Genomic DNA, 20,811 nt, shown 5'->3' with positions numbered 1-20,811 from the left:
GCGCGCTATGGATAAGACGCGGGCGCTGCTAGGACGTTCCGCAGATCAAGGCAAGTTACGGGAACACAGATGGGGCTGACCGCCAAGCAGATCAAGGACGGGCTGGATGCAGTCGGCGCGTCAGACAAACGCGTCGCTGCCGAGTTGGCGCGTATCGGTTATCCCGAGCCCCGCCTCCGTGATCGCGGATACAAAACGCTGCTGCGCACCATTGTTGGCCAGCAAGTCTCGGTCGCCGCCGCCACCTCCATGTGGAACAAGCTTGAGACAGAATTGGGCGCAGAGTTTACGCCGTCCTGTCTGCTCGAACGCGATTTCGAAACTTTGCGCGCCTGCGGCCTCTCGCGCCAGAAGCAAGGCTATGCCCGGTCCTTGTGCGAATTGGTGGAGGCGGGCGAAGTCGATTTCAACGCGCTGCCTGCGGATGATGAAGAAGCGATAGAACACCTCACCCGCATCAAAGGCATCGGGCGCTGGTCGGCGGAGATATATCTGATGTTCGCCGAAGGCCGGGCCGATGTATGGCCAGCCGGCGACCTTGCGGTGCAAGAGGGTGTGAAGCGACTGCTAGATCTCGATGAACGCCCCAAGGAAAAGGAACTCCGCGAAATCGGCGAGCGCTGGCGTCCGCACCGCGCACCCGTCGCGCTGTTCACCTGGCATTTCTACGCCAATCCGGCTCTGTAGAGAGCCACCCCACTCTGGGTGTTGCATTTAGAAACCTGTGTATTACATTAACAACACACCGAATTCACCCCCCACGCAGTCTTGAAAGGGAGAGACTTCAAGCCATGTCACTTTTCACCAAAACCGCGCGCGCTCTGCTGACGACAGCAGCAGCGGGTGCCCTTACCATTCCGGCCCTCGCAACGGCCGACGACCACGGCAAACACGGAACCCAGATGACAACCAAAGCAGAACAAAACGACCTGATCCCCCGCGAAGCCCTGTTCGGCAATCCGACCAAGGCGCAGGGGCGCCTTAGCCCCGATGGCAAATGGCTGAGTTGGCTCGCGCCGAAGGACGGTGTCCTTAACATTTGGGTCGCCCCGCGCGATGATTTGGATGCGGCAAAGGCGATCACCTCTGCAACCGACCGCCCGATCCGCGATCACTTCTGGTCACCAGACGGCAAGAGCGTCGGCTACATCCAGGACAAAGGCGGCGACGAAAACTTCCTGCTCTACATGATCAACATTGCCAGCGGCGAAGAGAAGCTGCTGACGCCGTTCGAGAATACGCGGGTGCAGATTGTTGGCGCTTCGGAAACGATCAAGGACAAGATCCTGATCGGCGTTAACAACCGCAATCCGCAGTTCCACGACGTCCATATGCTTGATCTGAACTCGGGCGAGCTTGAGCTGGTATTGCAGAACGAAGGTTATGCCGGGTTCATGGCCGATGACACGCTGACCGTTCGCATGGCGCTGCGCCAGAATGCGGCCGGCGGCACGGACTATTTCAACGTGGTCGATGGAGCGGTTGAAGAAGAGCCGTTTGAATCGACGGCGATGGAAGACTCGCTCACCACCAACCCTGCCGGCTACACGACGGACGGATCGATCCTCTATTGGATCGACAGCCGTGGCCGCAACACTGCTGCACTCTATGCGCAAGACACCAAAACCGGCGAAAAGACCATGATTGCCGAGGATGACAAAGCCGACCTTGGCGGCACAATCCGCGATACAAAGACCGGCGAAGTGCTCGCCTATTCAGTCAACTATCTGAAGAACGAATGGGTCGCGACGGACGAAGCGCTCAAGGCATCGCTCGACTGGCTCGGCACAAAGCTGGACGGTGAGTACGGTGTTTCCAGCCGGACCGAGGATGATCGCACTTGGATCGTGTGGAATGATCCGCTCACTGCGCCTACTTCGACCTATATTTACGACCGCGACGCCGAGACGCTGACACCGTTCTACACTTCTCGCCCTGAGCTTGAAGGTGCGCCTTTGCAGCCCATGCAAGCGCTTGAAATAAAGAGCCGCGATGGCCTAACACTGCCGTCTTACCTCACGCTGCCCGCTGGCAGTGACAAAGATGGTGATGGCGTGCCGGAGAAGGCCGTCCCTATGGTGTTGCTGGTCCACGGCGGCCCATGGGCGCGTGACAATTACGGCTTCAATTCGCTGCACCAGATGCTCGCGAACCGGGGCTACGCAACGCTCAGCGTCAACTTCCGCGGCTCGACCGGATTTGGCAAAGACTTCCTCAATGCCGGTAACAAGCAGTGGGGTCTGAAAATGCATGATGACCTGATCGACGCGGTCGATTGGGCCATCGGCAAGGGCATCACTGGCAAGGATCAGGTTGCTATCATGGGCGGTTCTTACGGCGGCTACGCCACGCTCGCTGGCTTGACCTTCACACCAGAGAAGTTCGCGTGTGGTGTCGACATTGTCGGCCCGTCGAACCTTGAAACCCTGCTGTCGACCATCCCGCCATACTGGGCACCGATCGTGAAGATCTTCCATGAGCGTATGGGCGATCCGAACACCGAAGAAGGTCTCGCACTGCTCAAGGCTGCAAGCCCGCTCTACAAGGCGGACCAGATCACCAAGCCGCTACTGATTGCACAAGGCGCAAACGATCCGCGCGTGAAGCAGGCGGAAAGCGACCAGATCGTCGACGCAATGAAGAGCGCGAATATTCCGGTGACCTATGTCCTGTATCCGGACGAAGGCCACGGATTTGCCAAGCCTGCCAACAGCATCTCCTTCTTCGCTGTTGCCGAGAACTTCCTTTCGGAATGCCTGGGCGGACGCGCGGAACCGCTGGGCGATGTGCTTGAGCCTTCGACTGCCGAAATCGTCGAAGGAGCGCAGCACGTGAAGGGCCTTGAAGAGGCGCTGGGCGCGGACTGACGCCAACAACAACTTTGCTGCTGACAAGAATGTCAGTGGCTGGCATTGAATGCGCGCGAGGCCAACGTGTCTCGCGCGCATTTTGATTTGAGAGAGGGATTCCATGGACGCCAACGCATCGCGTCGCAGCATTTTCATCACCGGCGGAGGTTCGGGCATCGGCCGCGAAGTCGCCCGCTATTTTGGCGACCGCGGTTGGTTCGTCGGCATTGCCGATATCAACGCCGAAGGCATGCGTGAAACGATGGAGATGATCCCGGGCGGTTTCAAATACGACTGCGAGCTTGACGTCCGCGATCGTGACGCATGGGAGCGCGCGCTTGAAGGGTTCTCCGTGGCGGCTGGCGGGCGCATTGATGTGGTGTTCAACAATGCCGGTATCGGCCACGGCGGACCAATCATTGATCAGCCGACTGGCGAAGTGGAGGCTTTGCTGGATGTGAACATCAAAGGCGTCGTGTACGGCGCTCAGGCTGCTTATCCGCACCTGAAAAAGGCGGGCCCGGGATCTGTGCTGGTTAACACCGCAAGTCTTGCCGGTATTATTGGTGCGCCAAACCTCTCGGTCTATTGCGCGACCAAATGGGCAGTGCGTGGCCTGACCCGCAGCCTTGATGCAGAATGGGCCGAAGACGGCATCAAAGTCTGTGCGCTTTGCCCGGGCTTTATCGACACGCCAATCATCGAACAGACCGCTCCGGATCTCGAACCAGTCGATGAAAGAGACGCTGCTGGAAGCAGGCGTTGAGGTGTCACCGGTCAGCACCGTCTCCAAGGTGGTGTGGGACGCAGTTCACGGCGACAAGCTGGACTACACCGTTGGCAAAACAGCTGGCCGGTTGATGTGGCTTACCCGCTGGATGCCAGGCAAAGTGCGCAAGGAAATGCGCAAAAGCGGCATCGGCACAGAGCTTTAGAGCAGCCCGTCAATCGCATTCGCCATCACGGCATCGCGCTGTGATAGCCCGTCGGCATCGTGGGTGGTCAGCGTGACTTCGACCTTGGCGTAAACGTTGAACCACTCGGGATGGTGGTCCTGACTGTCCGCGATCAGGGCGACGCGGCTCATAAAGCCCCATGCTTCGCTGAAGTCGGCGAACTGGAATGTGCGCATGATCGCTTTGCCTTCACGCGCCAGTTCCCATTCCGGGCAGTCTTTGAGCAATTGACCGCGTTCTTCTTCGGTGAGTTCGGGGACGCTTTTCATTCTCTTCTCCGCAAGTGCAGCTCATGCCCAGCGCATGTTGTTTACGCGCTGCCTTTTCCCTAACGCGTGAGAGGATGCAAGGTTCTGCTTCGCCTCGATTGTCTGCAAAGGGACTGGCCTGCCGTCGCGGCGACCGGTTGCTGTTTCGCGGATTGGCGCTGGAATTGAGGGGTGGAGAGGCGCTTCACATCACCGGTGCCAACGGGACGGGCAAGACTACTTTGATCCGAGCGCTATCGGGTCTGACCTCACCCTATAGCGGTGAGATCGAACGCGAAGGTACGATCGGTTTGCTGGACGAGCGCCCCGCCCTCGATCCGGACCTTCCCTTACAGAAATCACTGCAATTCTGGGAACGCGTTGACGGCTGCGATGCTCCTGAGAGAGCCATCGATAACCTTGGACTGACCCCGCTGCTTGATGTTCCGGTGAGATATCTTTCAACGGGGCAGCGCAAACGTGCGGGGTTCGCGGCCCTGCTCAATCGCCAAGTCCCGATCTGGTTGCTCGATGAGCCACTAAGCGGATTGGACAGCGGAGCGATCGACCAAGTTACCTCGCTGATACGAGAATTTATCCGTGGCGACGGTCTGGCAATTATCGCCTCGCACCAGCCGCTCGATGTTCCTGACCTACAGACATTAGCCATCGAGGGTTTTGCTCCCTCGGAGGACGTATCCGCATGATCGGATTTCTTCTCAAACGCGATCTGGCGAAGTTTTTCCCGTTCGCGGGCAGCGACGCGGCATTGCCTGTGATTTTCTTTGTCGCAGTGGCAATGCTGTACCCCTTTGCCGTTGGGCCGGACGCCAATTTGCTGAGCAAGACCGGCGGCGGGATCATCTGGATCGCAGCATTGCTTGCGGCGATCCTGCCGCTCGATAAGCTGGTCGCACAGGACATTGAGCTTGGCACTTTCGACCAGCTCAAGCTGCGCGGTGTCACAGAAGAAGCCATGATGGCGGTGCGGTTGCTGGCACATTGGCTCAGTTTCGGCCCACCGCTTATCCTCGCCGCTTTCCCTGCTGCGGCCTTGCTCGCGCTCGACAACCAGACGCTGTACCTGTTGCTCATCGGATTGTTGGTGGGCACGCCAGGCCTCGCCGCGATTGGCCTGATCATAGCGAGCGTTACCGCATCGCTGCGCAGCGGCGCAGCGCTCTCTGGCTTGATGCTGATCCCGCTGGCCCTGCCGATCTTGATTTTCGGGGCGGGTGCACTCGCGCGTCAGGATCAGGCGAGCCTTGGCTTCGTTGCCGCGATCAGCCTGCTTCTTGTGGCGATTGCGCCATTTGCAGCAGGAGCCGCGATCCGTGCGGCACGGGATGTGTAGGCAAACAAAATTAGGTGCGTCGGCGCTGCCTTTTGTAGCGCATGCCCTCAATCCGCCTGTTGCGGCTCCGCGGGCAAGGCAATCTCGCGTTTTGTGACCACAAATGCGTAAATCAGACCGACAACCAGAACGACCCCGCTACCGCCTGATACGACAGAAAGCTCGAAATAGGTCGCAACGATCGCGAGACCGATCGCTGCAAACAGAATTCCCAGTGTGACCTTTGACATGATCCTGCGCCCCGTATCTTTCGAAGTCAGAACACACAGGGCTAGGTCAGATCTGTGAGCCAGCTCTTAGCGATTAGAGTTACCGCGAGATTCAGGAATGCGGCGGCGCGCGCGCCACTATCTATCCGCGCGCTGCCTAAATGGCTCTTGAGCCAAGCGTTTCCGCTTCCTTTGGCATACGCGGTGGCGGCGCAGCTTGCGCAGCGCGCTCATCATCACGCACTTCCATCGACCGGGTGAGGAGCAACACCTCGCGCTGGGCAACATGAAACGCGTAAACAAGACTTGCCACGATCAGCACACCTGAGCCGCCTGAAAACGTCGGCAATTCAGCCAGCGTGCCCAGCACCACCAGCGCGACTGCGATAAGAAGAATGCCTAATGTAACCTTTGACATAACCTAGCGTGTCCCATGCAGGTAAGGATCAACAACTCGGCAATGTTACATTTGGCGCCTGAGCGACGGGTTAGCGCTAAGCGTTAATTTCAGGTTGCGTCGCGGCTTACGAATAAGGTGGTTTGTCGCGGCCAGTCGGGCTCTTGGTGAAGATCTCGTTCCCGTCTTCGGTGATCGCAATCGAGTGTTCGAACTGCGCCGATAGCGATTTATCGCGGGTTACGGCTGTCCAGCCATCACCCAGCACCTTCGCCCACGGTTTGCCCAGATTGATCATCGGCTCGATCGTGAAGAACATGCCGGGTTTCAGCTCTGGCCCGGTTCCGGCTTTCGATGCGTGCACCACTTCGGGCGCATCGTGGAACAGGCGACCCAGACCGTGCCCGCAGAACTCACGCACAACGCCATACCGGAACTGTTTCGCATGCGCCTCAATCGCGGCACCGATATCACCCAAACGCGCGCCCGGTTGTGCCGCTTCGATGCCCAGCATCAGACATTCATAGGTCACATCAACCAGCCGCTTGGCTTTGATCGAAGGCTCGCCGGCGAAGAACATACGCGAAGTGTCACCATGCCAGCCGTCGAGAAGCGGGGTGACGTCCACGTTGAGGATATCGCCATCCTTCAGCACTTTATCGGAAGGGATTCCGTGACAGATGACGTGGTTGATCGAGATACAGCAGCTATGCGTGTAGCCGCGATAGCCCAAGGTTGCAGGCACAGCGCCCGCGTCCAGCATCATTTCGCGCACGGCGGTGTCGATGCTCTCGGTCGTCACGCCCGGCTGCACCAGATTGGCGACTTCATCCAAGATCGTCGCGGCCAACCGTCCGGCGGCGCGCATCCCTTCGAAGCCTTCTTCGGTGTGAAGTTTGATTGTGCCGTCGCGGTAGACGGTCTGATCGCTTTCGATAAGCTGATATTCGGTCATAGCGGCCATATAGCGAAGCCATGGCCCAATTGCCAGTGAGCGGGTCTATCCGCCGACTGCGAAATAGGAGCGATATGCAGGCTTCGTCGCTTCCAGAAGGCGCTGTGTCACCGGGATCGAAATCTCGTACGGCCCTTCGGCATACGGCCCCGCGACATAGGGGGCGGCAAGGAAATCGACACTGTCGAACTTGTCGCCGTTCGAGGTCCCGAGCACCAAAACCAGCTCATTCAACGAGGGACAATCTGACGCGAAATCATCAGGCTGAACAGGCCTGCCGCGACGCTTCTCGCGCTCGCCGTCGAGCGCTGAGCAGTAGGCTTGGCTAGCCTCTCGCCAAAGCGCGCGCTCAGAGCGGAACATGTCCGATACTTTCAGCGTCCTCTCGGCCTCGCGATCCCAGACGATACTGTCGAACATAGAATTGCCGTGCGCCCCGCCAGAATAGATATATGTGCCGCCCGAAAGAGTCAGGAAACGCGGGATGTTAGCCGCAACTTCCCAGCTCGCCGAATGATCGCGTCCGACGCATGTGACGCAATCTTTAATGCCGAACTCTTTTACAGCCGCGCGCCATTCGCGCTTTTGCTCAGCAAGCGCTGTGTTGCGCATATCCAAGAGCTTACGGAACAGCTTTGGCTCGGCGCTGGCAGACGCAGGCCATGCGTAAGAGAATTCGCGTTCTGCCACGCCCTTCTTCTCGTTGTCCGTAAAGACCATCGCCTCAGCTTCGGCAGCTTCCGGCTCTTTCTCTTCCGTCGCGGCAACTGCCTCGGAGGCATTGGCCTCGGTGTTCTCGCCGGTGGCAGTCTCCTCATCGGTGACTATCTTACCGGCATTGTTATCCGCACCGGCCGTGCCTTCTTCGCTCAACGAACATGCTGCCAATGCCAGCAGTGCAACACCTGCCAAAATTCCCTTGCGCATCGCATCCCCCATTCATCAAAAGCGCATACGAATTTGCACTTCCTGCGTGACTTAGCGCGTGTGCGCATTAATTGGTGATTTATGACCGATATCAAAGATCTCATCCAGCCGGATCGCGGACAAGACGCGATTGCCATTCACCTCGTCAACAAAGACGGTTTTGAGGATTTCGCCAAATCGCTTTCGGCTGGGCAACGCGCGCAGCTTGCGGCGCAGAAGTTTACCGGTGGCGTGTTCCAATACGCCATCGTGGCAGACGGCGACTCTTTCTTCGTGGTGAGCGGCACGGGTAATCCGGAAAGCCTGAAGACATGGACGCTGGCCAAGCTTGCCGAGCGCCTTCCCGAAGGCACCTATCGCCTCGCCAATGCCGAAATGGGCGCGGCGCGGTTTGGGTGGTTGGTCGCCCAGTACCGGTTCACCAAGTACAAGGATGATGACAAGGCGACCGGCCCCCGCGTGCTCCTGACCGAGCAGGTTGGCAAAATCGACGCCGCCGTCGCCGAGGCCGAGGCTGAATTGCTGGTTCGCGATCTGGTCAACACATCTGCCGAGGATATGGGCCCCGCCGCGCTGGAGAAAGAATGCGAAAAGCTGGTCAAATCGCATGGCGGCGAGCTGAAAGTCACCAAGGGTGATGCGCTAGAGCAAGGCTACCCGATGGTTCACGCCGTGGGCCGCGCCGCCGCGCGCCATCACGCACCGCGCATCATGCACCTGACCTGGGGTGACGAGAAAGACCCCGTGCTCGCGCTGGTCGGCAAAGGCGTGTGTTTCGATTCCGGCGGTCTGAATATGAAATCCGCCGTCGGCATGCGCCTGATGAAGAAAGATATGGGCGGCGCAGCGCATGCGATCGCTTTGGCAGGTCTCGTCATGGGCGCAGGATTGAAGGTTCGCCTTCACCTGCTGATCCCGGCTGTTGAGAATGCTGTTTCTGGCCCCGCATTCCGCCCCGGCGATGTCTTGTCGACGCGAAAAGGCCTCTCTGTAGAGATCCATAACACTGATGCTGAAGGCCGTCTGATCTTGGGCGATGCACTTACCCGCGCGAGTGAGGAAGACCCTGACCTGATCATCGATTTTGCGACGCTCACCGGCGCTGCGCGCGTTGCGCTTGGCCCGGATTATGCTGCGATGATGACACGCGAAGACGACACCGCCGAAGCACTGACCAAGTCGGGCAAGGCGGTTGCCGACGAACCGTGGCGCCTGCCGCTTCCGGAATCATATCGCGAGTATTTGCATTCCGATGTGGCCGACATGGTGAATGCTCAGTCCAATCCATATGCGGGCGCGAGTGTCGCCGGTCTGTTCCTCGACAAGTTTGTCGGCGACGGGATCGACTGGGTGCATTTCGACACGTTCGCTTGGCGACCCTACTCGAAACCGGGCCGGCCAAAGGGCGGCACCGCCTATGGCCTGCGCGCAAGTTGGCACATGCTGCAAAAACGTTACGGCAAGTAGTGCGAAGCCAAATGGGTTTGAAACCTCTGGCTCGGTCACGCGTTCTCCCCCGCAACGCTCGACTTGCGCTGCATGGCTAACTTGCCCGAAACCAATGCAGCGTATAAGCGGCGCGGCGAACCGGTTGCGAACTATGAACGTAACCATTTTTGATCGAGGCTGGGAACTGGGGAACGACGCGCTGTGAGCGACGCTTCTGAAAAGTCGGCAAACTATGCCATGCCGACAGGCCGCGTGGGTCTTAAGGGACCCGTGACTAAGCCTGAGCCCGGCACGCTTCCGCTGCGCGGAGATCTCGCCCATATCGCACTGGCAGAGACACATCTCGCTGCGCATTATGTCATTCCAGAACTGCGTTCGATCAATGACAATGGCGCAGAATTGCACCTTGCCCCGCGCGATGACAGCGAAACGCCTGGCCATCTGGAAGCTGGCACAGCGGTCGAAGTCCTGGATGTTGCAGGTAACTGGGTCTGGGTCACCATCGGCCCTGAAGGCCCCAGCGGATACATCCGCTCTTCCGAACTGGCCTAACCGGGCTGCGCCCGCTAGAGGCGCTCCCCATGGCAACACGCATCTTCATTGACGGAGCCGCCGGAACAACCGGCCTTGAAATTCGCGACCGCTTGGTGGGACGCGACGAGTTTGAATTGCTCGTGCTTGAAGATGACCGGCGCAAGGACGAAGCCGCCCGCAAGGAAGCCTTGCACGAAGCGGATGTCGCAATCCTATGTCTGCCCGACGATGCCGCGCGCGACGCGGTGAAGCTGGCGGAAGGGTCAAGCACGCGGATCATTGATGCGTCGAGCGCGCACCGTGTGGCGGATGGTTGGACTTACGGTTTTCCTGAATTGATCGGGCACGGCAAGATTGCTGAGGCGCAGTTTGTCAGCAATCCGGGTTGTTACCCCACGGGGTTTCTGGCCTTGGTCGCGCCGCTTGTGAAAGCGGAAGTGATCGAACCGGACTGGCCATATTCCGTCAACGCCGTGAGCGGTTATTCGGGCGGTGGGAATGCACTGATCGACCGCTTTGAAGGCGATCCCACGATTGCCTTTCGGGCCTATGGGCTTGGGCTGAACCACAAACATCTTCCCGAGATGCAGAGATACGCTGAGCTGGGATTGGCACCGGTCTTTTCGCCAGCCGTTGTGCCTGCGCATCGCGGGATGATTGTCGACGTTCCGATCTCGCTCGACGTCATGCTCGATGAGAAATTTGAAGAGCCCGCCCTGCCCGTTCTGATTGAGGCGCTGCAAAAGCAATATGCGGACAGCCAGATTGTGACGGTCAATTCGGACAATGCCGACCTGTCAGAACTGCTGTTACGCGAAGATGCGGAGCCTTGGGACGGGATGGAACTGTTCGCGTTCGAAGGTGATTATCAAGCTCGCCTCATCGCGCGGCTCGACAATCTCGGCAAAGGGGCATCGGGCGCGGCAATCCAGAACCTCAACATCATGTGCGGCCTGCCCGAGACGACTGGTTTGCGGCTCTAAATCACATTGCGCTGCCTAATTATTAGGCAGTCAACGGTTGCACATTGGGCAGTGTTGCAGCGCACCAAACAAAATTGCTAGTTCGCTTGGCACCAGTTGCGACTCGTTGCGTTTGATCAATGCGTGGGGTCACAAACTGGCTCAAAAGCTCCAATCTCTTGGCACGATTCTTGTTAGGGTTTCGTCAAGAATTAGACCAAAAACGGGCCCAAGAGGACGGATTTCACGTGAAGAAGATCGAAGCGATCATCAAGCCCTTCAAACTCGATGAAGTGAAGGAGTCGCTCCACGAGATTGGTGTCTCCGGTATCACCGTCACCGAAGCTCGCGGTTTCGGCCGCCAGAAAGGTCATACGGAGTTGTATCGCGGCGCTGAATATGTCGTCGATTTCCTGCCGAAGGTTAAGCTCGAAGTGGTCGTCGAAGATGATCAGGCAGAGCGTGTGGTTGAAGCGGTTGCTGCAGCTGCGCAAACCGGCCGCATCGGCGACGGCAAAATCTTCGTGACCGCAATCGAAAGCGCTCTTCGCATCCGCACCGGTGAGACCGACGGCGACGCGATCTGACGCAAGTACAAATTACCCTCTCACGCTCGCAACGCTGCGAGCACAACTTTTAAGAACTCTCAACTGGAGGCAATACCAAAATGGCAAGCACCAAGGACGTCCTGAAACAGATCAAGGACGAGGAAATCGAATGGGTTGATCTGCGTTTCACCGATCCGAAGGGTAAGTGGCAGCACCTCACCATGGCCGCCTCCGTCATGGACGAAGACGCGCTTGAAGACGGCCTGATGTTTGACGGCTCTTCGATCGAAGGTTGGAAGACCATCAACGAATCCGACATGATCCTGAAGCCGGACATGGATGCCGCTTACATCGATCCGTTCAGCGCAACGCCGATGCTCTCGCTGTTCTGTAACATCGTCGAGCCTTCGGACGGTCAGCTTTATTCGCGCGACCCGCGTTCGACCGCGACCCGCGCCGAAGCTTATCTTGCTTCGACCGGCATCGGTGACACCGTCTATGTCGGCCCAGAGCCGGAGTTCTTCATGTTCGACGACGTGCGCTTCGAAGACGGCTATGCCGGTTCGGGCTACGCCATCGACGACATCGAACTGCCGACCAACACCGGCAAAGAATACGAAATGGGCAATATGGGCCACCGCCCGCGTGCCAAGGGCGGTTACTTCCCCGTCGCGCCGGTTGACAGCGCCATGGACATCCGCGGCGAAATGGTCGCCACAATGATGGAAATGGGCCTCAATATGGATAAGCACCACCACGAGGTGGCCGCTGCCCAGCACGAACTAGGCATCACCTTCAGCTCGCTGACCCGCGCAGCCGACCAAGTGCAGGTTTACAAGTATGTGGTTCAGCAAGTCGCGCACGCTTACGGCAAAACCGCGACCTTCATGCCGAAGCCTATCAAAGAAGATAACGGTTCGGGCATGCACAGCCACATGTCGATCTGGAAAGATGGCAAGCCGACCTTCGCTGGCAATGAGTATGCCGGTCTTTCGGAAACCTGCCTCCATTACATTGGCGGTGTGATCAAGCACGCTAAAGCCATCAACGCTTTCACCAACGCGACGACCAACTCGTACAAGCGTCTGGTGCCGGGCTTCGAGGCTCCGGTTCTGCTCGCTTACTCAGCGCGTAACCGTTCCGCATCGTGCCGTATCCCGTATGGCGCTGGCGAGAAAGCCAAGCGCGTCGAGTTCCGTTTCCCGGATGCTCTGGCCAACCCGTATCTCGCTTTCTCGGCGCTGCTTATGGCTGGTCTCGACGGGATCGAGAACAAGATCCACCCGGGCGAAGCCATGGACAAGAACCTCTACGATCTGCCGCCGGCAGAGCTCGCCGAAGTTCCGACCGTTGCCGGTTCGCTTCGCGAAGCGCTCGAAGCTCTGGAAGAAGATCACGAGTTCCTGCTCAAGGGCGACGTGTTCTCGGTCGATCAGATCGAAGCTTACGCCGAACTCAAGTGGGAAGAGCAGCTGCGCCTCGAAACGACGCCTGCCCCGGTCGAGTTCGACATGTATTACTCGTCATAATCACGAATCACACGGACATAAAAAGGGCCGCTCGGGAAACCGGGCGGCCTTTTTCTTTTGGCAAAAATGAGATGGCTACCCTGCCCGCGAATACGCCTCGGCAATGTAACCGCGCACTTCGTCATCCAATTCATCAACGCCCTCGATCCGCACACGGTGTGAGCACATCGCGTTGTAAGTCTCCAGCCGTCCCGCCGGCTCATCTCCTTTGAGCGCTAGCCCCAGATCAACCCGCGTCTTCGTCGCAGGTGTGATCAGCGCGAACTGTTTTTTGCGGCGCAGGCTTACGCTCGTTTTCTTGGGCGCGATTTCGACATCATCACCGAGCCCCTTGGCATAAGCGACAATCGCATCGTGGATCGGTTTGAGATCGGCCTTCGCGCCCGAGTACTGCTCGGCAACCGGATCAGTGGACGCATCGCTTTCCAGCGCTTTCGCCGCGATCAGGTTGGCAAAACCATGAGTCACACCGTGTTCGCCTTTCAGGAACTTCACGATCTGACCGTGCTTTTCCAAGCCCTCTTTGCCGACTAGCGTGAGCCAATCATCCAACGGCTTGCCGGTTTTCTCCGGTAAGTTCGCAAGCATCGTCGCAAGCTGCTTGTCTACGTCTGACATGATTGTCCCTCCCTTGTCCAAGACTCTACACGCGTGATGCCGCAAAGCAAAAGGGCGAGCCTCACGGCCCGCCCTTTCGTGTTCAAATCTTGTGAGTGATCAGATGCCGTCGAGGCTCTTGCTCACCAGAACGTTCACCGCGACGCGGCGGTTCTGCGCTTTGCCGTATGCGGTGTCGTTGTCTGCCAGCGGATCAGCCGCAGCCATGCCCGTCGGGGTCAGCATACGCCACGGCTTCCAACCACACTGCTGTTGCAGGTAGTTTTTCACCCGTGCGGCGCGCTTCTCGCTCAGCGCCTGGTTCAGTTCATAGCTACCGCTGGAGTCGGTGTAACCAACGACCAGCAGAAGCGAGTTGTCCATCGAATCTGCCTGCGATGCAGCGGTGCACAGATCAGCGCGTGCTTCAGGCGTCAGGTTCGATTTGTTCACATCGAAATAGACGTTGGTCGTCGCTTTGATGTTGTACTTGTCGATATCGCCAAGCGCGCCGCGAAGAGCCTCGGTCGCTGCAGTGTTTTTCGTGATGCGCTTGCCCTGCGCATCAAACTGCTGCGCCGTGCCGCTGCGGATCATCTGAGCCGTCTTCAGGTCTTTGCCTTTGAAGCGGATGCGGCTTGCGACCAGTTGGCCCGCCCATTCGACGGTGTCGACTTTGACGACCAGACCGTTGAGAAGCGATTCCGCACCAAGCGACTGACGTGAAACACCCAGGAAACCTCCGGTTGCTTTGATGTCCGTGCCGTCGGAAATCGATACCAGCGTGGTTTCGCCGTTGGCTTTGGTCACGCGAACTTTGTTGTCATTGCGTTCGGAGATGAAGCCGGAAACTTCCGGGCCTTCAACCAGACCCGAAAGATCTGTTGGCGGTGAACCCAACACCGTCGTGAGCACTTCGCCTTCAGGCGGGGGAACATCTTGCGCTACGGCGATGCCTGATGCCGGGATGGCGGCAACTGCTACCAGCGCCAGCGCGCTCGTTTTCAAAGGGGTGATACGCATTTTACGACTCCAATAATTCTTCAATTTCCGACCTCGCATGTGACCGGCGTTCTGACCGTCCCCTGTCATCACATGAACGTTATTCAAGGCCCCACTTGCGGAACAAATCGGACCGTGTGAACCCGACCGGTCCGCACTGCTCCACGTTGCTCGGCTTGTTAAGAATACCCTTGATGATTGATGAATAAAAGGGGTTAACGGGGACTTAGCAACGTCCGCTAGGGCATCAAATGCGGCGAAGCGAAGTGTATCTCGAAGCGCCTGTGAATTTTCCTACTGCACTCAATTCTGCCTAATAGGGCCGCCTCAATTTCAATCAAACGAGGCACATCCCCTATGAAAAATGTAATATTTTCAAACCCTCTGGCGATTTTTGATTGGATGCGTGGCACCGTTGGCCAATCGTTGAAAACGATCGGCTCCGTTCCCCTGCAGCCCGAGCAGAGCCAAACCAATCAGCCTGAAGTTTTGGATCAGGACAGTGTCTCATGTGGTTCAAGTGAGCCGAAAGTGCGGCGAACCGAGTCTAAGCCGTTACCCACCCCAAAGAAGGTAAGTCCAGCGGGCATTGCGTTAATCAAACGCTTCGAGGGCTGTGCGCGCTTGCGCCGTGATGGCAAGCTGGAGGCCTATCCCGACCCAGGTACTGGCGGCGATCCTTGGACCATCGGCTGGGGCGCGACCGGCCCGGACTACAACGGGAAAGGCCGCATCACGCGCGGCACGGTCTGGACGCAGGCACAGTGCGACAAACGGCTCGAGCGTGATCTGAAACGCTATACCGCCGGGGTGAAGCGCGCATTGGGAAAGGCCCCGACCACGCAAAGCCAATTCGATGCCATGGTCAGCTTTCATTACAATACCGGTGCGATTGGCCGTGCGACGCTGACCAAGAAGCATAAGGCAGGCGACTATGAAGGCGCGGCGGCCGAGTTTGCACGCTGGAACAAGGCGGGCGGCAAGGTGCTGAAAGGGTTGGTGAGAAGGCGCGCCGCAGAAGCGGAGCAGTACCGGAGTTAGACCGGCTTGAAGCTGCCGGGTTGTCCGTCTTTGTTGCCCGAGCCACCGGCATTCGCTCCGCGCTCGCCGCGCGGAGCGGTGGCTTCGGCAATCAGCTTGGACTGGAGCTGCTCGTCCATCCGTTGCCACCCTTCACGGGTCAGCCGTTCCAGCGGGCGATACCGCACCTTGTACTGCATGCGCGGGCTGCCTTCGACCCAGTAGCCGAGATAGACATAAGGCAGTCCGCCCTGAGCGGCGCGCATGATGTGATCAAGGATTATGAAGTTGCCCAACCCCGCACGATCGGTGTGATCAGGATCATAGAAGGAGTAGATCATCGACAGGCCATCACCCTGGCGGTCTGTCAGACACGCGCCGACAAGCTTGCCCTGGCTGCCATCGGCGGTCGGCTCGCGATATTCGACCAACGTCGTCGATACCGGCGTGTGCTCAACCATATCTGCGTAATCGAGCTCATCCATTGCCGACATACCGCCATCGGGATGACGCACACCGAGATACTTGGCGAGCAATTCAAACTGTTCATCGGTTGCCCATGGGCGGCATTCGGTCACCACCAGATCACTGTTGCGTCTCATGTCGCGCTTCTGGGTGCTCGACGGTTTGAATTCGCGCGTCACCACGCGGACCGAAACGCAAGCCTGACAATCGAGACAGCTTGGGCGGTAAGCTACAGTCTGGCTGCGGCGGAAACCGATCCGACCCAGAGCTTCGTTGAGCTGATCCGCATGCGCACCCTTCAGCTCGGTGAACACCTTGCGCTCTTCTTTGCCCGGCAAATACGGGCACGGCGCAGGGCTGGTCACAAAAAAGCGAGGGAAGCGAGATCGGTGCGGTCACAGGAAGACCTTGGCCCTTGTCAGCTACGAAGGAATCGGCGGCGTGTTGTTAAGACAATGTTATGCCTGCTGATCGGTGCCGGTAAAAGACCCTTAACTATGAAACAAAGTGAATAATGGCTTAGTTTGCACAAGCCACGGGGTCCGAATGCACCGCAATGGAGCAAATCGGGACAAAGCAGGGTGCAATTCCTTCGAGAACGCAGACCCGAGTCGCGCTTAGTTCAATTCGACCAGCTGCACTTCGTACCTGGCGTCGCGCAGAGCGGTCACCAACTCTTCCACCTGCTTTGCATCGCGCGCCTCGCATTCGATATCGGTGATCAGCCCCTTGGCCGGAAGCGTGGTGAAGATACGCTGGTGGTAGATTTCGATGATATTAACGTTGTGCGCATCAAACAGGCGCATGACTTTGAACAGCGCACCGGGGCGATCCTGCAAGGTGACGCGAAGCCGCGCGAGCCGCCCTTGCCGGGCGAGATCGCGAAGCAACACGTTGGCCAGCAAGCGCGTATCGATGTTGCCGCCGCACAGGACCAGACCAATCTTCTTGCCTGCAAACCGCTCCGGATTGCTGAGCACGGCGGCAAGGCCAGCAGCGCCGGCGCCCTCGACAACGGTCTTCTCGATCTGAAGAAGCAGCGCGACCGACTTTTCGAGCGCTGGCTCATCCACCAACAAAATATCATCAACCTTTTCGCCAATGACCTTACTGGTGAAGGCCCCCGGGCGCTTGACCGCGATCCCTTCTGCCAAAGTATCGCCACCGCACTCACGATCTTCGCCTTTGAATCTGGAGAACATGCTGGGGAAGAGTCCCGCCTGCACGCCCACCACTTCAATGTTAGGGTTCATGGCACGCGCCACCGTAGCCATGCCGGAAATCAAACCGCCACCACCAATCGGCGTAACAAGACAGTCGAGGTCCGGCTTCACGTCCAGCATTTCAAGCGCAACGGTGCCCTGACCCGCAGCAATATGCGGATCATCAAACGGGTGGACAAAGGTCAGCCCGCGCTCCACCTCAAGCTCACGTGCATGCGCGGCGGCATCATCAAAGGTTTCTCCGTGGAGCACCACGTTGCCGCCTACGCTTTCGGTCTGCATCACTTTCACAGTCGGCGTCGTGCTAGGCATGACGATGGTGACTGGCACGCCCAATCGAGTGCCGTGATAAGAAAGTCCCTGCGAGTGATTGCCGGCCGAAGCCGCGATTACCCCGCGCTGCTTCTGCTCCTCGGTCAGCTGCAACAACGCATTGAGCGCGCCGCGCTCCTTGTAAGCGGCCGTGAACTGAAGGTTTTCGAACTTCAGCCAAACTTCCGCGCCCGTAATCTCTGACAGCGTAATCGAGTGCATCATAGGCGTGCGGACAACCGCGCCTTCGATGCGAGCCGCGGCGGCGCGCACATCGTCGATGGTCAGGTCGGCTGGGGTCGCTTTCGACTCGCTGGCCGTTACGGCAGAGGCTGTTTCAGTGCTCATAGGCGGGCGGGTTAGGCGCAATGACTTTGCAGAGCAACGGCCCGAAGCATTTGTTGCCACGTTGGCAAGCCGCGCTTTACTGATTAGGGCACGCGCCATGAGTGATTTCAAGAATGTGGCTTTCATTGGACTGGGCGTCATGGGTGGCCCGATGGCGGGGCATCTGGCGCGAGCCGGTCACCGGGTCACGGCTTACAATCGATCGCCAGAACGTGCCGGAAAGTGGCGCGAAGTTTGGGCGGGCGAAGGCCTTGAAGTCAGTTTCGCCGAAACGCCAGCCGATGCAGCATCAGATGCCGAGATCGTCTTCACCTGTGTCGGCAATGACGAAGACTTGGTTTCTGTCACGTCAGCAGCAAGCGGTGTGCTCGAAACGATGCGCGCCGGTTCTCTTCTGGTCGATCACACGACAGTATCTGCCGATATGGCACGAAGGCTCGCCGAAGAAGCCGCCGCGCGACATGTCGAATGTGTCGATGCCCCCGTTTCGGGCGGGCAGGCAGGCGCTGAGAATGGCCAGCTCGCGATCATGTGCGGCGGCAGTGCCGAAGCCATGGCCCGCGCCGAGCCGGTGATGCAGGCTTATGCCAAGTCCATCGTCCATGTCGGCCCGACCGGCGCGGGCCAGACTGCCAAAATGGCCAATCAAATGTGCATCGCAGGCGTCCTTGGCGGCCTGTCCGAAGCGATCCGCTTGGCGGAAGCCGCTGGTCTGGATCTCGAGAAGACTTACGAAGCCATATCCGGCGGTGCGGCGCAAAGCTGGCAGATGGACAATCGCTGGGCGACCATGACCGAAGGCACCTTCGACTTCGGTTTTGCAATTGACTGGATGCGCAAAGACCTTGGCTATGCGCTTGATGAAGCCAAACGGCTTGGTCTCTCCTCGCCGATCTCCGCCCTGGTTGATCAGTTTTTCGCCGATGTTCAGGCTTCTGGCGGTGGACGCCATGATACAAGCGCGCTCATCACTCGCCTTCCACAACGCAAACCCGATCAAGGATAAATCACTTGCGTCTTTTCACCACTGCCATCGCAGCTTTGGCTGCTTTCACCGCCTTGCCCGCTTCGGCTGACACACTGGTCGACAACGTCGATGGCATGACCATCGATGAGAAGGGTGAGGTCAAGCGCTTCACCGGTCTGGTTTTCGATGATGATGGCAAGATCACGCAGGTGCTGGCGCGCGGCGATGAACGCCCCACCACGGACTTTCTGTTCGATGGGGAAGGAAAGGTCATGCTGCCCGGCATGATCGATGCGCATGTCCATGTCATGGATATCGGCTTCGCCGCGCTGACGCTCGATCTGTCTGACACAACTTCTCTTGAAGACGCTTTGGTGAAGATCAAAGCCTTTGCAGAGAACGAAGGTGAAGGTCGCCCATGGATCATCGGGCGCGGCTGGAACCAGGAAAAGTGGGGATTGGGACGTTTCCCGACTGCCGCCGAGCTGGACGCGATTGTTCCGGACAAACCGGTATGGCTTGAACGGGCGGACAACCACGCAAACTGGGCCAACAGCGCCGCGATGAAGATTGCAGGCGTCAACGCACAAACAAAGGATGTCGACGGCGGACGTATCATCCGCGACGCTTCGGGCAACCCGACGGGCATCTTCGTTGACAATGCGATCCCGCTGGTAGGGAAGTTCGTCCCTGAGCCGCGTGCAAAGGATCGCGACGCAGCCTTCCAGAAAGCGCAGGAGCGTTTGCTCGCGAATGGCATCACCGCGGTCGCCGATATGGGCACGCCGATCGAGGATTGGCAGACCTTCCGCCGTGCGGGCGATCTGGGCCAGCTCAAGATCCGCATAATGTCATACGCGAACAGCATCGAATCCATGGTTCTGATCGGAGGACCGCGCCCTACACCGTGGTTGTATGACGACAAGCTGCGACTTAACGGGATCAAGCTGTATCTGGACGGCGCGCTCGGTTCACGCGGGGCTATTCTGAAGGAACCTTATGAGGATCAACCAGATACGCGCGGACTGCCTTTGCTCACGCCGGCACAGTTGCGCAACCTTATGAGCCGCGCGACGCTCGACAAGTTTCAGACCGCAATCCACGCAATCGGCGATGCGGCAAACGCCGATGTGCTCAACGCAATTGCCGATTTGTCAGACAGTTATGAGGGCGATCACCGCTGGCGGATCGAGCATGCACAAATCGTCGATCCCGCTGATCTGGAGAAGTTCGGAAAGAACGGCATCATCGCCTCAATGCAACCACTTCACCAGACATCCGACCGGACGATGGCGGAAGCGCGACTTGGGCCTGACCGGTTGGGCGGTGCCTATGCTTGGCGGAGTATCCTCAATGCCGGTGGACGGCTCGCGTTTGGATCGGACGCGCCAGTTGAGCCCGCTGACGCCTTTGCCGGAATTGCAGTGGCAATCAGCCGTACGGACGCAAACGGGCAGCCCTTTGGTGGTTGGCGTGCTCAGGAAACAATCAATCGCGGAGCTGCAATCAAAGCCTTCACGGCCGACGCCGCTTACGCTGGGTTCGCAGACGGTCGGTTCGGAAGGCTGCTTCCCGGCGAGCGCGCCGATTTCATCTTGGTGGACCGCGATCCCATGCTCGCATCACCCGGCGATATCAGGGAAACGCAGATCTTGGACGTATGGGTTGGCGGAAAGCGCGCTTTCAAACCCTGAGCCAATCACATTCTCTGCTTTTTCGGCATTCATCATTTGGTCATGAATGTGCTGCAAAGGCATTGGAGTGAAAGGGATATACCGAAACCGTTGAGTTGAGTGATTCTTTTGGGAATCGGACACCGTTCGTTGTGCAGTTGCACAAATACGATGAGCCGATTGGCTGAGAAAAGCGATGCAAAATGGCCACTCTCTTTGCAATGCATTGGTATTCAATAGGATTTTTTGCCCCGTCAGATGAGATTGTTCTGAGAAAAGGGGTTGTC

At 58.3% G+C, this 20,811-nt stretch carries 22 protein-coding genes and 1 pseudogene; 14 read left to right on the top strand and 9 right to left on the bottom strand.

What is annotated here, in order from left to right:
* The first annotated feature begins 69 nt into the window (after positions 1-69).
* From AC0V6K_RS10675 to AC0V6K_RS10660, 4 genes are all read left to right on the top strand, one after another.
* Positions 70-687: a DNA-3-methyladenine glycosylase family protein gene (locus AC0V6K_RS10675; protein WP_472622057.1), complete on the top strand. Its 618-nt coding sequence runs from the start codon at positions 70-72 to the stop codon at positions 685-687.
* A 104-nt stretch (positions 688-791) separates the two neighbouring features.
* Positions 792-2,867 (top strand): S9 family peptidase, encoded by a 2,076-nt coding sequence (locus AC0V6K_RS10670; protein ID WP_472622055.1) that lies wholly within the window; start codon positions 792-794, stop codon positions 2,865-2,867.
* 103 nt (positions 2,868-2,970) lie between these two features.
* Entirely contained in the window at positions 2,971-3,615 is a 645-nt protein-coding gene (locus AC0V6K_RS10665; protein WP_472622053.1) for an SDR family NAD(P)-dependent oxidoreductase, read from the top strand.
* Positions 3,584-3,784, top strand: coding sequence for an SDR family oxidoreductase (locus tag AC0V6K_RS10660; RefSeq protein ID WP_472622051.1), 201 nt, complete (start codon positions 3,584-3,586; stop codon positions 3,782-3,784). Before AC0V6K_RS10665 ends, AC0V6K_RS10660 begins: the two co-directional genes overlap by 32 nt.
* Here AC0V6K_RS10660 and AC0V6K_RS10655 read toward each other — a convergent pair.
* Complete coding sequence (locus AC0V6K_RS10655) at positions 3,781-4,074, bottom strand: 4a-hydroxytetrahydrobiopterin dehydratase (RefSeq protein ID WP_472622049.1); 294 nt, start codon at positions 4,072-4,074, stop codon at positions 3,781-3,783. The genes AC0V6K_RS10660 and AC0V6K_RS10655 overlap by 4 nt on opposite strands.
* A 98-nt stretch (positions 4,075-4,172) precedes the next feature.
* Between AC0V6K_RS10655 and ccmA the strand changes: the two genes are divergently transcribed.
* Entirely contained in the window at positions 4,173-4,760 is a 588-nt protein-coding gene (ccmA, locus tag AC0V6K_RS10650) for a heme ABC exporter ATP-binding protein CcmA (RefSeq protein WP_486172634.1), read from the top strand.
* Positions 4,757-5,407 carry a heme exporter protein CcmB gene (locus tag AC0V6K_RS10645; protein WP_472622045.1) on the top strand — a complete coding sequence of 217 codons (651 nt, stop codon included), beginning with the start codon at positions 4,757-4,759 and terminating at the stop codon, positions 5,405-5,407. Before ccmA ends, AC0V6K_RS10645 begins: the two co-directional genes overlap by 4 nt.
* Before the next feature lie 47 nt (positions 5,408-5,454).
* On the opposite strand, the gene AC0V6K_RS10640 is transcribed toward AC0V6K_RS10645, so the two are convergent.
* The 4 genes from AC0V6K_RS10640 to AC0V6K_RS10625 form a co-directional block, all read right to left on the bottom strand.
* Complete coding sequence (locus AC0V6K_RS10640) at positions 5,455-5,637, bottom strand: hypothetical protein (RefSeq protein ID WP_472622043.1); 183 nt, start codon at positions 5,635-5,637, stop codon at positions 5,455-5,457.
* Positions 5,638-5,773: 136 nt separating this feature from the next.
* Positions 5,774-6,034 (bottom strand): hypothetical protein, encoded by a 261-nt coding sequence (locus AC0V6K_RS10635; protein WP_472622041.1) that lies wholly within the window; start codon positions 6,032-6,034, stop codon positions 5,774-5,776.
* A 106-nt stretch (positions 6,035-6,140) separates the two neighbouring features.
* On the bottom strand, positions 6,141-6,968 hold the full coding sequence (map, locus tag AC0V6K_RS10630) for a type I methionyl aminopeptidase (RefSeq protein ID WP_472622039.1): 828 nt from the start codon (positions 6,966-6,968) through the stop codon (positions 6,141-6,143).
* Positions 6,969-7,013: 45 nt separating this feature from the next.
* The gene (locus AC0V6K_RS10625) at positions 7,014-7,895 is read right to left on the bottom strand and encodes a polysaccharide deacetylase family protein (RefSeq protein WP_472622037.1); all 882 of its coding nucleotides are present in this window, start codon (positions 7,893-7,895) and stop codon (positions 7,014-7,016) included.
* A gap of 81 nt (positions 7,896-7,976) precedes the next feature.
* Here AC0V6K_RS10625 and AC0V6K_RS10620 point away from each other — a divergent pair, with 81 nt between their 5' ends.
* The 5 genes from AC0V6K_RS10620 to glnA all read left to right on the top strand — a co-directional run bounded on the left by AC0V6K_RS10620 (position 7,977) and on the right by glnA (position 12,917).
* A complete protein-coding gene (locus AC0V6K_RS10620) occupies positions 7,977-9,362 on the top strand; it encodes a leucyl aminopeptidase family protein (protein WP_472622035.1) in 1,386 nt (461 codons plus the stop codon).
* A 183-nt stretch (positions 9,363-9,545) separates the two neighbouring features.
* On the top strand, positions 9,546-9,896 hold the full coding sequence (locus AC0V6K_RS10615; RefSeq protein WP_472622033.1) for a hypothetical protein: 351 nt from the start codon (positions 9,546-9,548) through the stop codon (positions 9,894-9,896).
* Between the two features lie 29 nt (positions 9,897-9,925).
* Positions 9,926-10,861: an N-acetyl-gamma-glutamyl-phosphate reductase gene (argC, locus tag AC0V6K_RS10610; RefSeq protein ID WP_472622031.1), complete on the top strand. Its 936-nt coding sequence runs from the start codon at positions 9,926-9,928 to the stop codon at positions 10,859-10,861.
* 227 nt (positions 10,862-11,088) lie between these two features.
* Positions 11,089-11,427 carry a P-II family nitrogen regulator gene (locus tag AC0V6K_RS10605; protein WP_472622029.1) on the top strand — a complete coding sequence of 113 codons (339 nt, stop codon included), beginning with the start codon at positions 11,089-11,091 and terminating at the stop codon, positions 11,425-11,427.
* A gap of 80 nt (positions 11,428-11,507) precedes the next feature.
* The gene (gene glnA, locus AC0V6K_RS10600; RefSeq protein ID WP_472622027.1) at positions 11,508-12,917 is read left to right on the top strand and encodes a type I glutamate--ammonia ligase; all 1,410 of its coding nucleotides are present in this window, start codon (positions 11,508-11,510) and stop codon (positions 12,915-12,917) included.
* Between the two features lie 75 nt (positions 12,918-12,992).
* Here the strand turns inward: glnA and AC0V6K_RS10595 are convergent, their stop codons facing one another.
* Both AC0V6K_RS10595 and AC0V6K_RS10590 read right to left on the bottom strand, forming a co-directional pair.
* Positions 12,993-13,535, bottom strand: coding sequence for a DUF4287 domain-containing protein (locus AC0V6K_RS10595; RefSeq protein WP_472622025.1), 543 nt, complete (start codon positions 13,533-13,535; stop codon positions 12,993-12,995).
* 99 nt (positions 13,536-13,634) lie between these two features.
* Positions 13,635-14,537, bottom strand: coding sequence for an OmpA family protein (locus AC0V6K_RS10590; protein WP_472622023.1), 903 nt, complete (start codon positions 14,535-14,537; stop codon positions 13,635-13,637).
* A 510-nt stretch (positions 14,538-15,047) separates the two neighbouring features.
* Between AC0V6K_RS10590 and AC0V6K_RS10585 the strand changes: the two genes are divergently transcribed.
* Positions 15,048-15,557 carry a lysozyme gene (locus AC0V6K_RS10585; RefSeq protein WP_486172693.1) on the top strand — a complete coding sequence of 170 codons (510 nt, stop codon included), beginning with the start codon at positions 15,048-15,050 and terminating at the stop codon, positions 15,555-15,557.
* Here the strand turns inward: AC0V6K_RS10585 and AC0V6K_RS10580 are convergent.
* Positions 15,554-16,400, bottom strand: a pseudogene (locus AC0V6K_RS10580) (arginyltransferase). The gene AC0V6K_RS10585 and the pseudogene AC0V6K_RS10580 sit on opposite strands and share 4 nt — an antisense overlap.
* Positions 16,401-16,618: 218 nt before the next feature.
* Positions 16,619-17,884: a threonine ammonia-lyase gene (locus AC0V6K_RS10575; RefSeq protein ID WP_472622019.1), complete on the bottom strand. Its 1,266-nt coding sequence runs from the start codon at positions 17,882-17,884 to the stop codon at positions 16,619-16,621.
* Positions 17,885-17,981: 97 nt separating this feature from the next.
* Here AC0V6K_RS10575 and AC0V6K_RS10570 point away from each other — a divergent pair, with 97 nt between their 5' ends.
* Both AC0V6K_RS10570 and AC0V6K_RS10565 read left to right on the top strand, forming a co-directional pair.
* Entirely contained in the window at positions 17,982-18,890 is a 909-nt protein-coding gene (locus AC0V6K_RS10570; protein ID WP_472622017.1) for an NAD(P)-dependent oxidoreductase, read from the top strand.
* A gap of 5 nt (positions 18,891-18,895) precedes the next feature.
* Positions 18,896-20,545: an amidohydrolase gene (locus AC0V6K_RS10565; protein ID WP_472622015.1), complete on the top strand. Its 1,650-nt coding sequence runs from the start codon at positions 18,896-18,898 to the stop codon at positions 20,543-20,545.
* Positions 20,546-20,811 lie beyond the last annotated feature (266 nt).

It is taken from the genome of Erythrobacter sp. S43, assembly GCF_057364955.1.
This window is presented reverse-complemented; position numbering and strand designations above follow the sequence as displayed.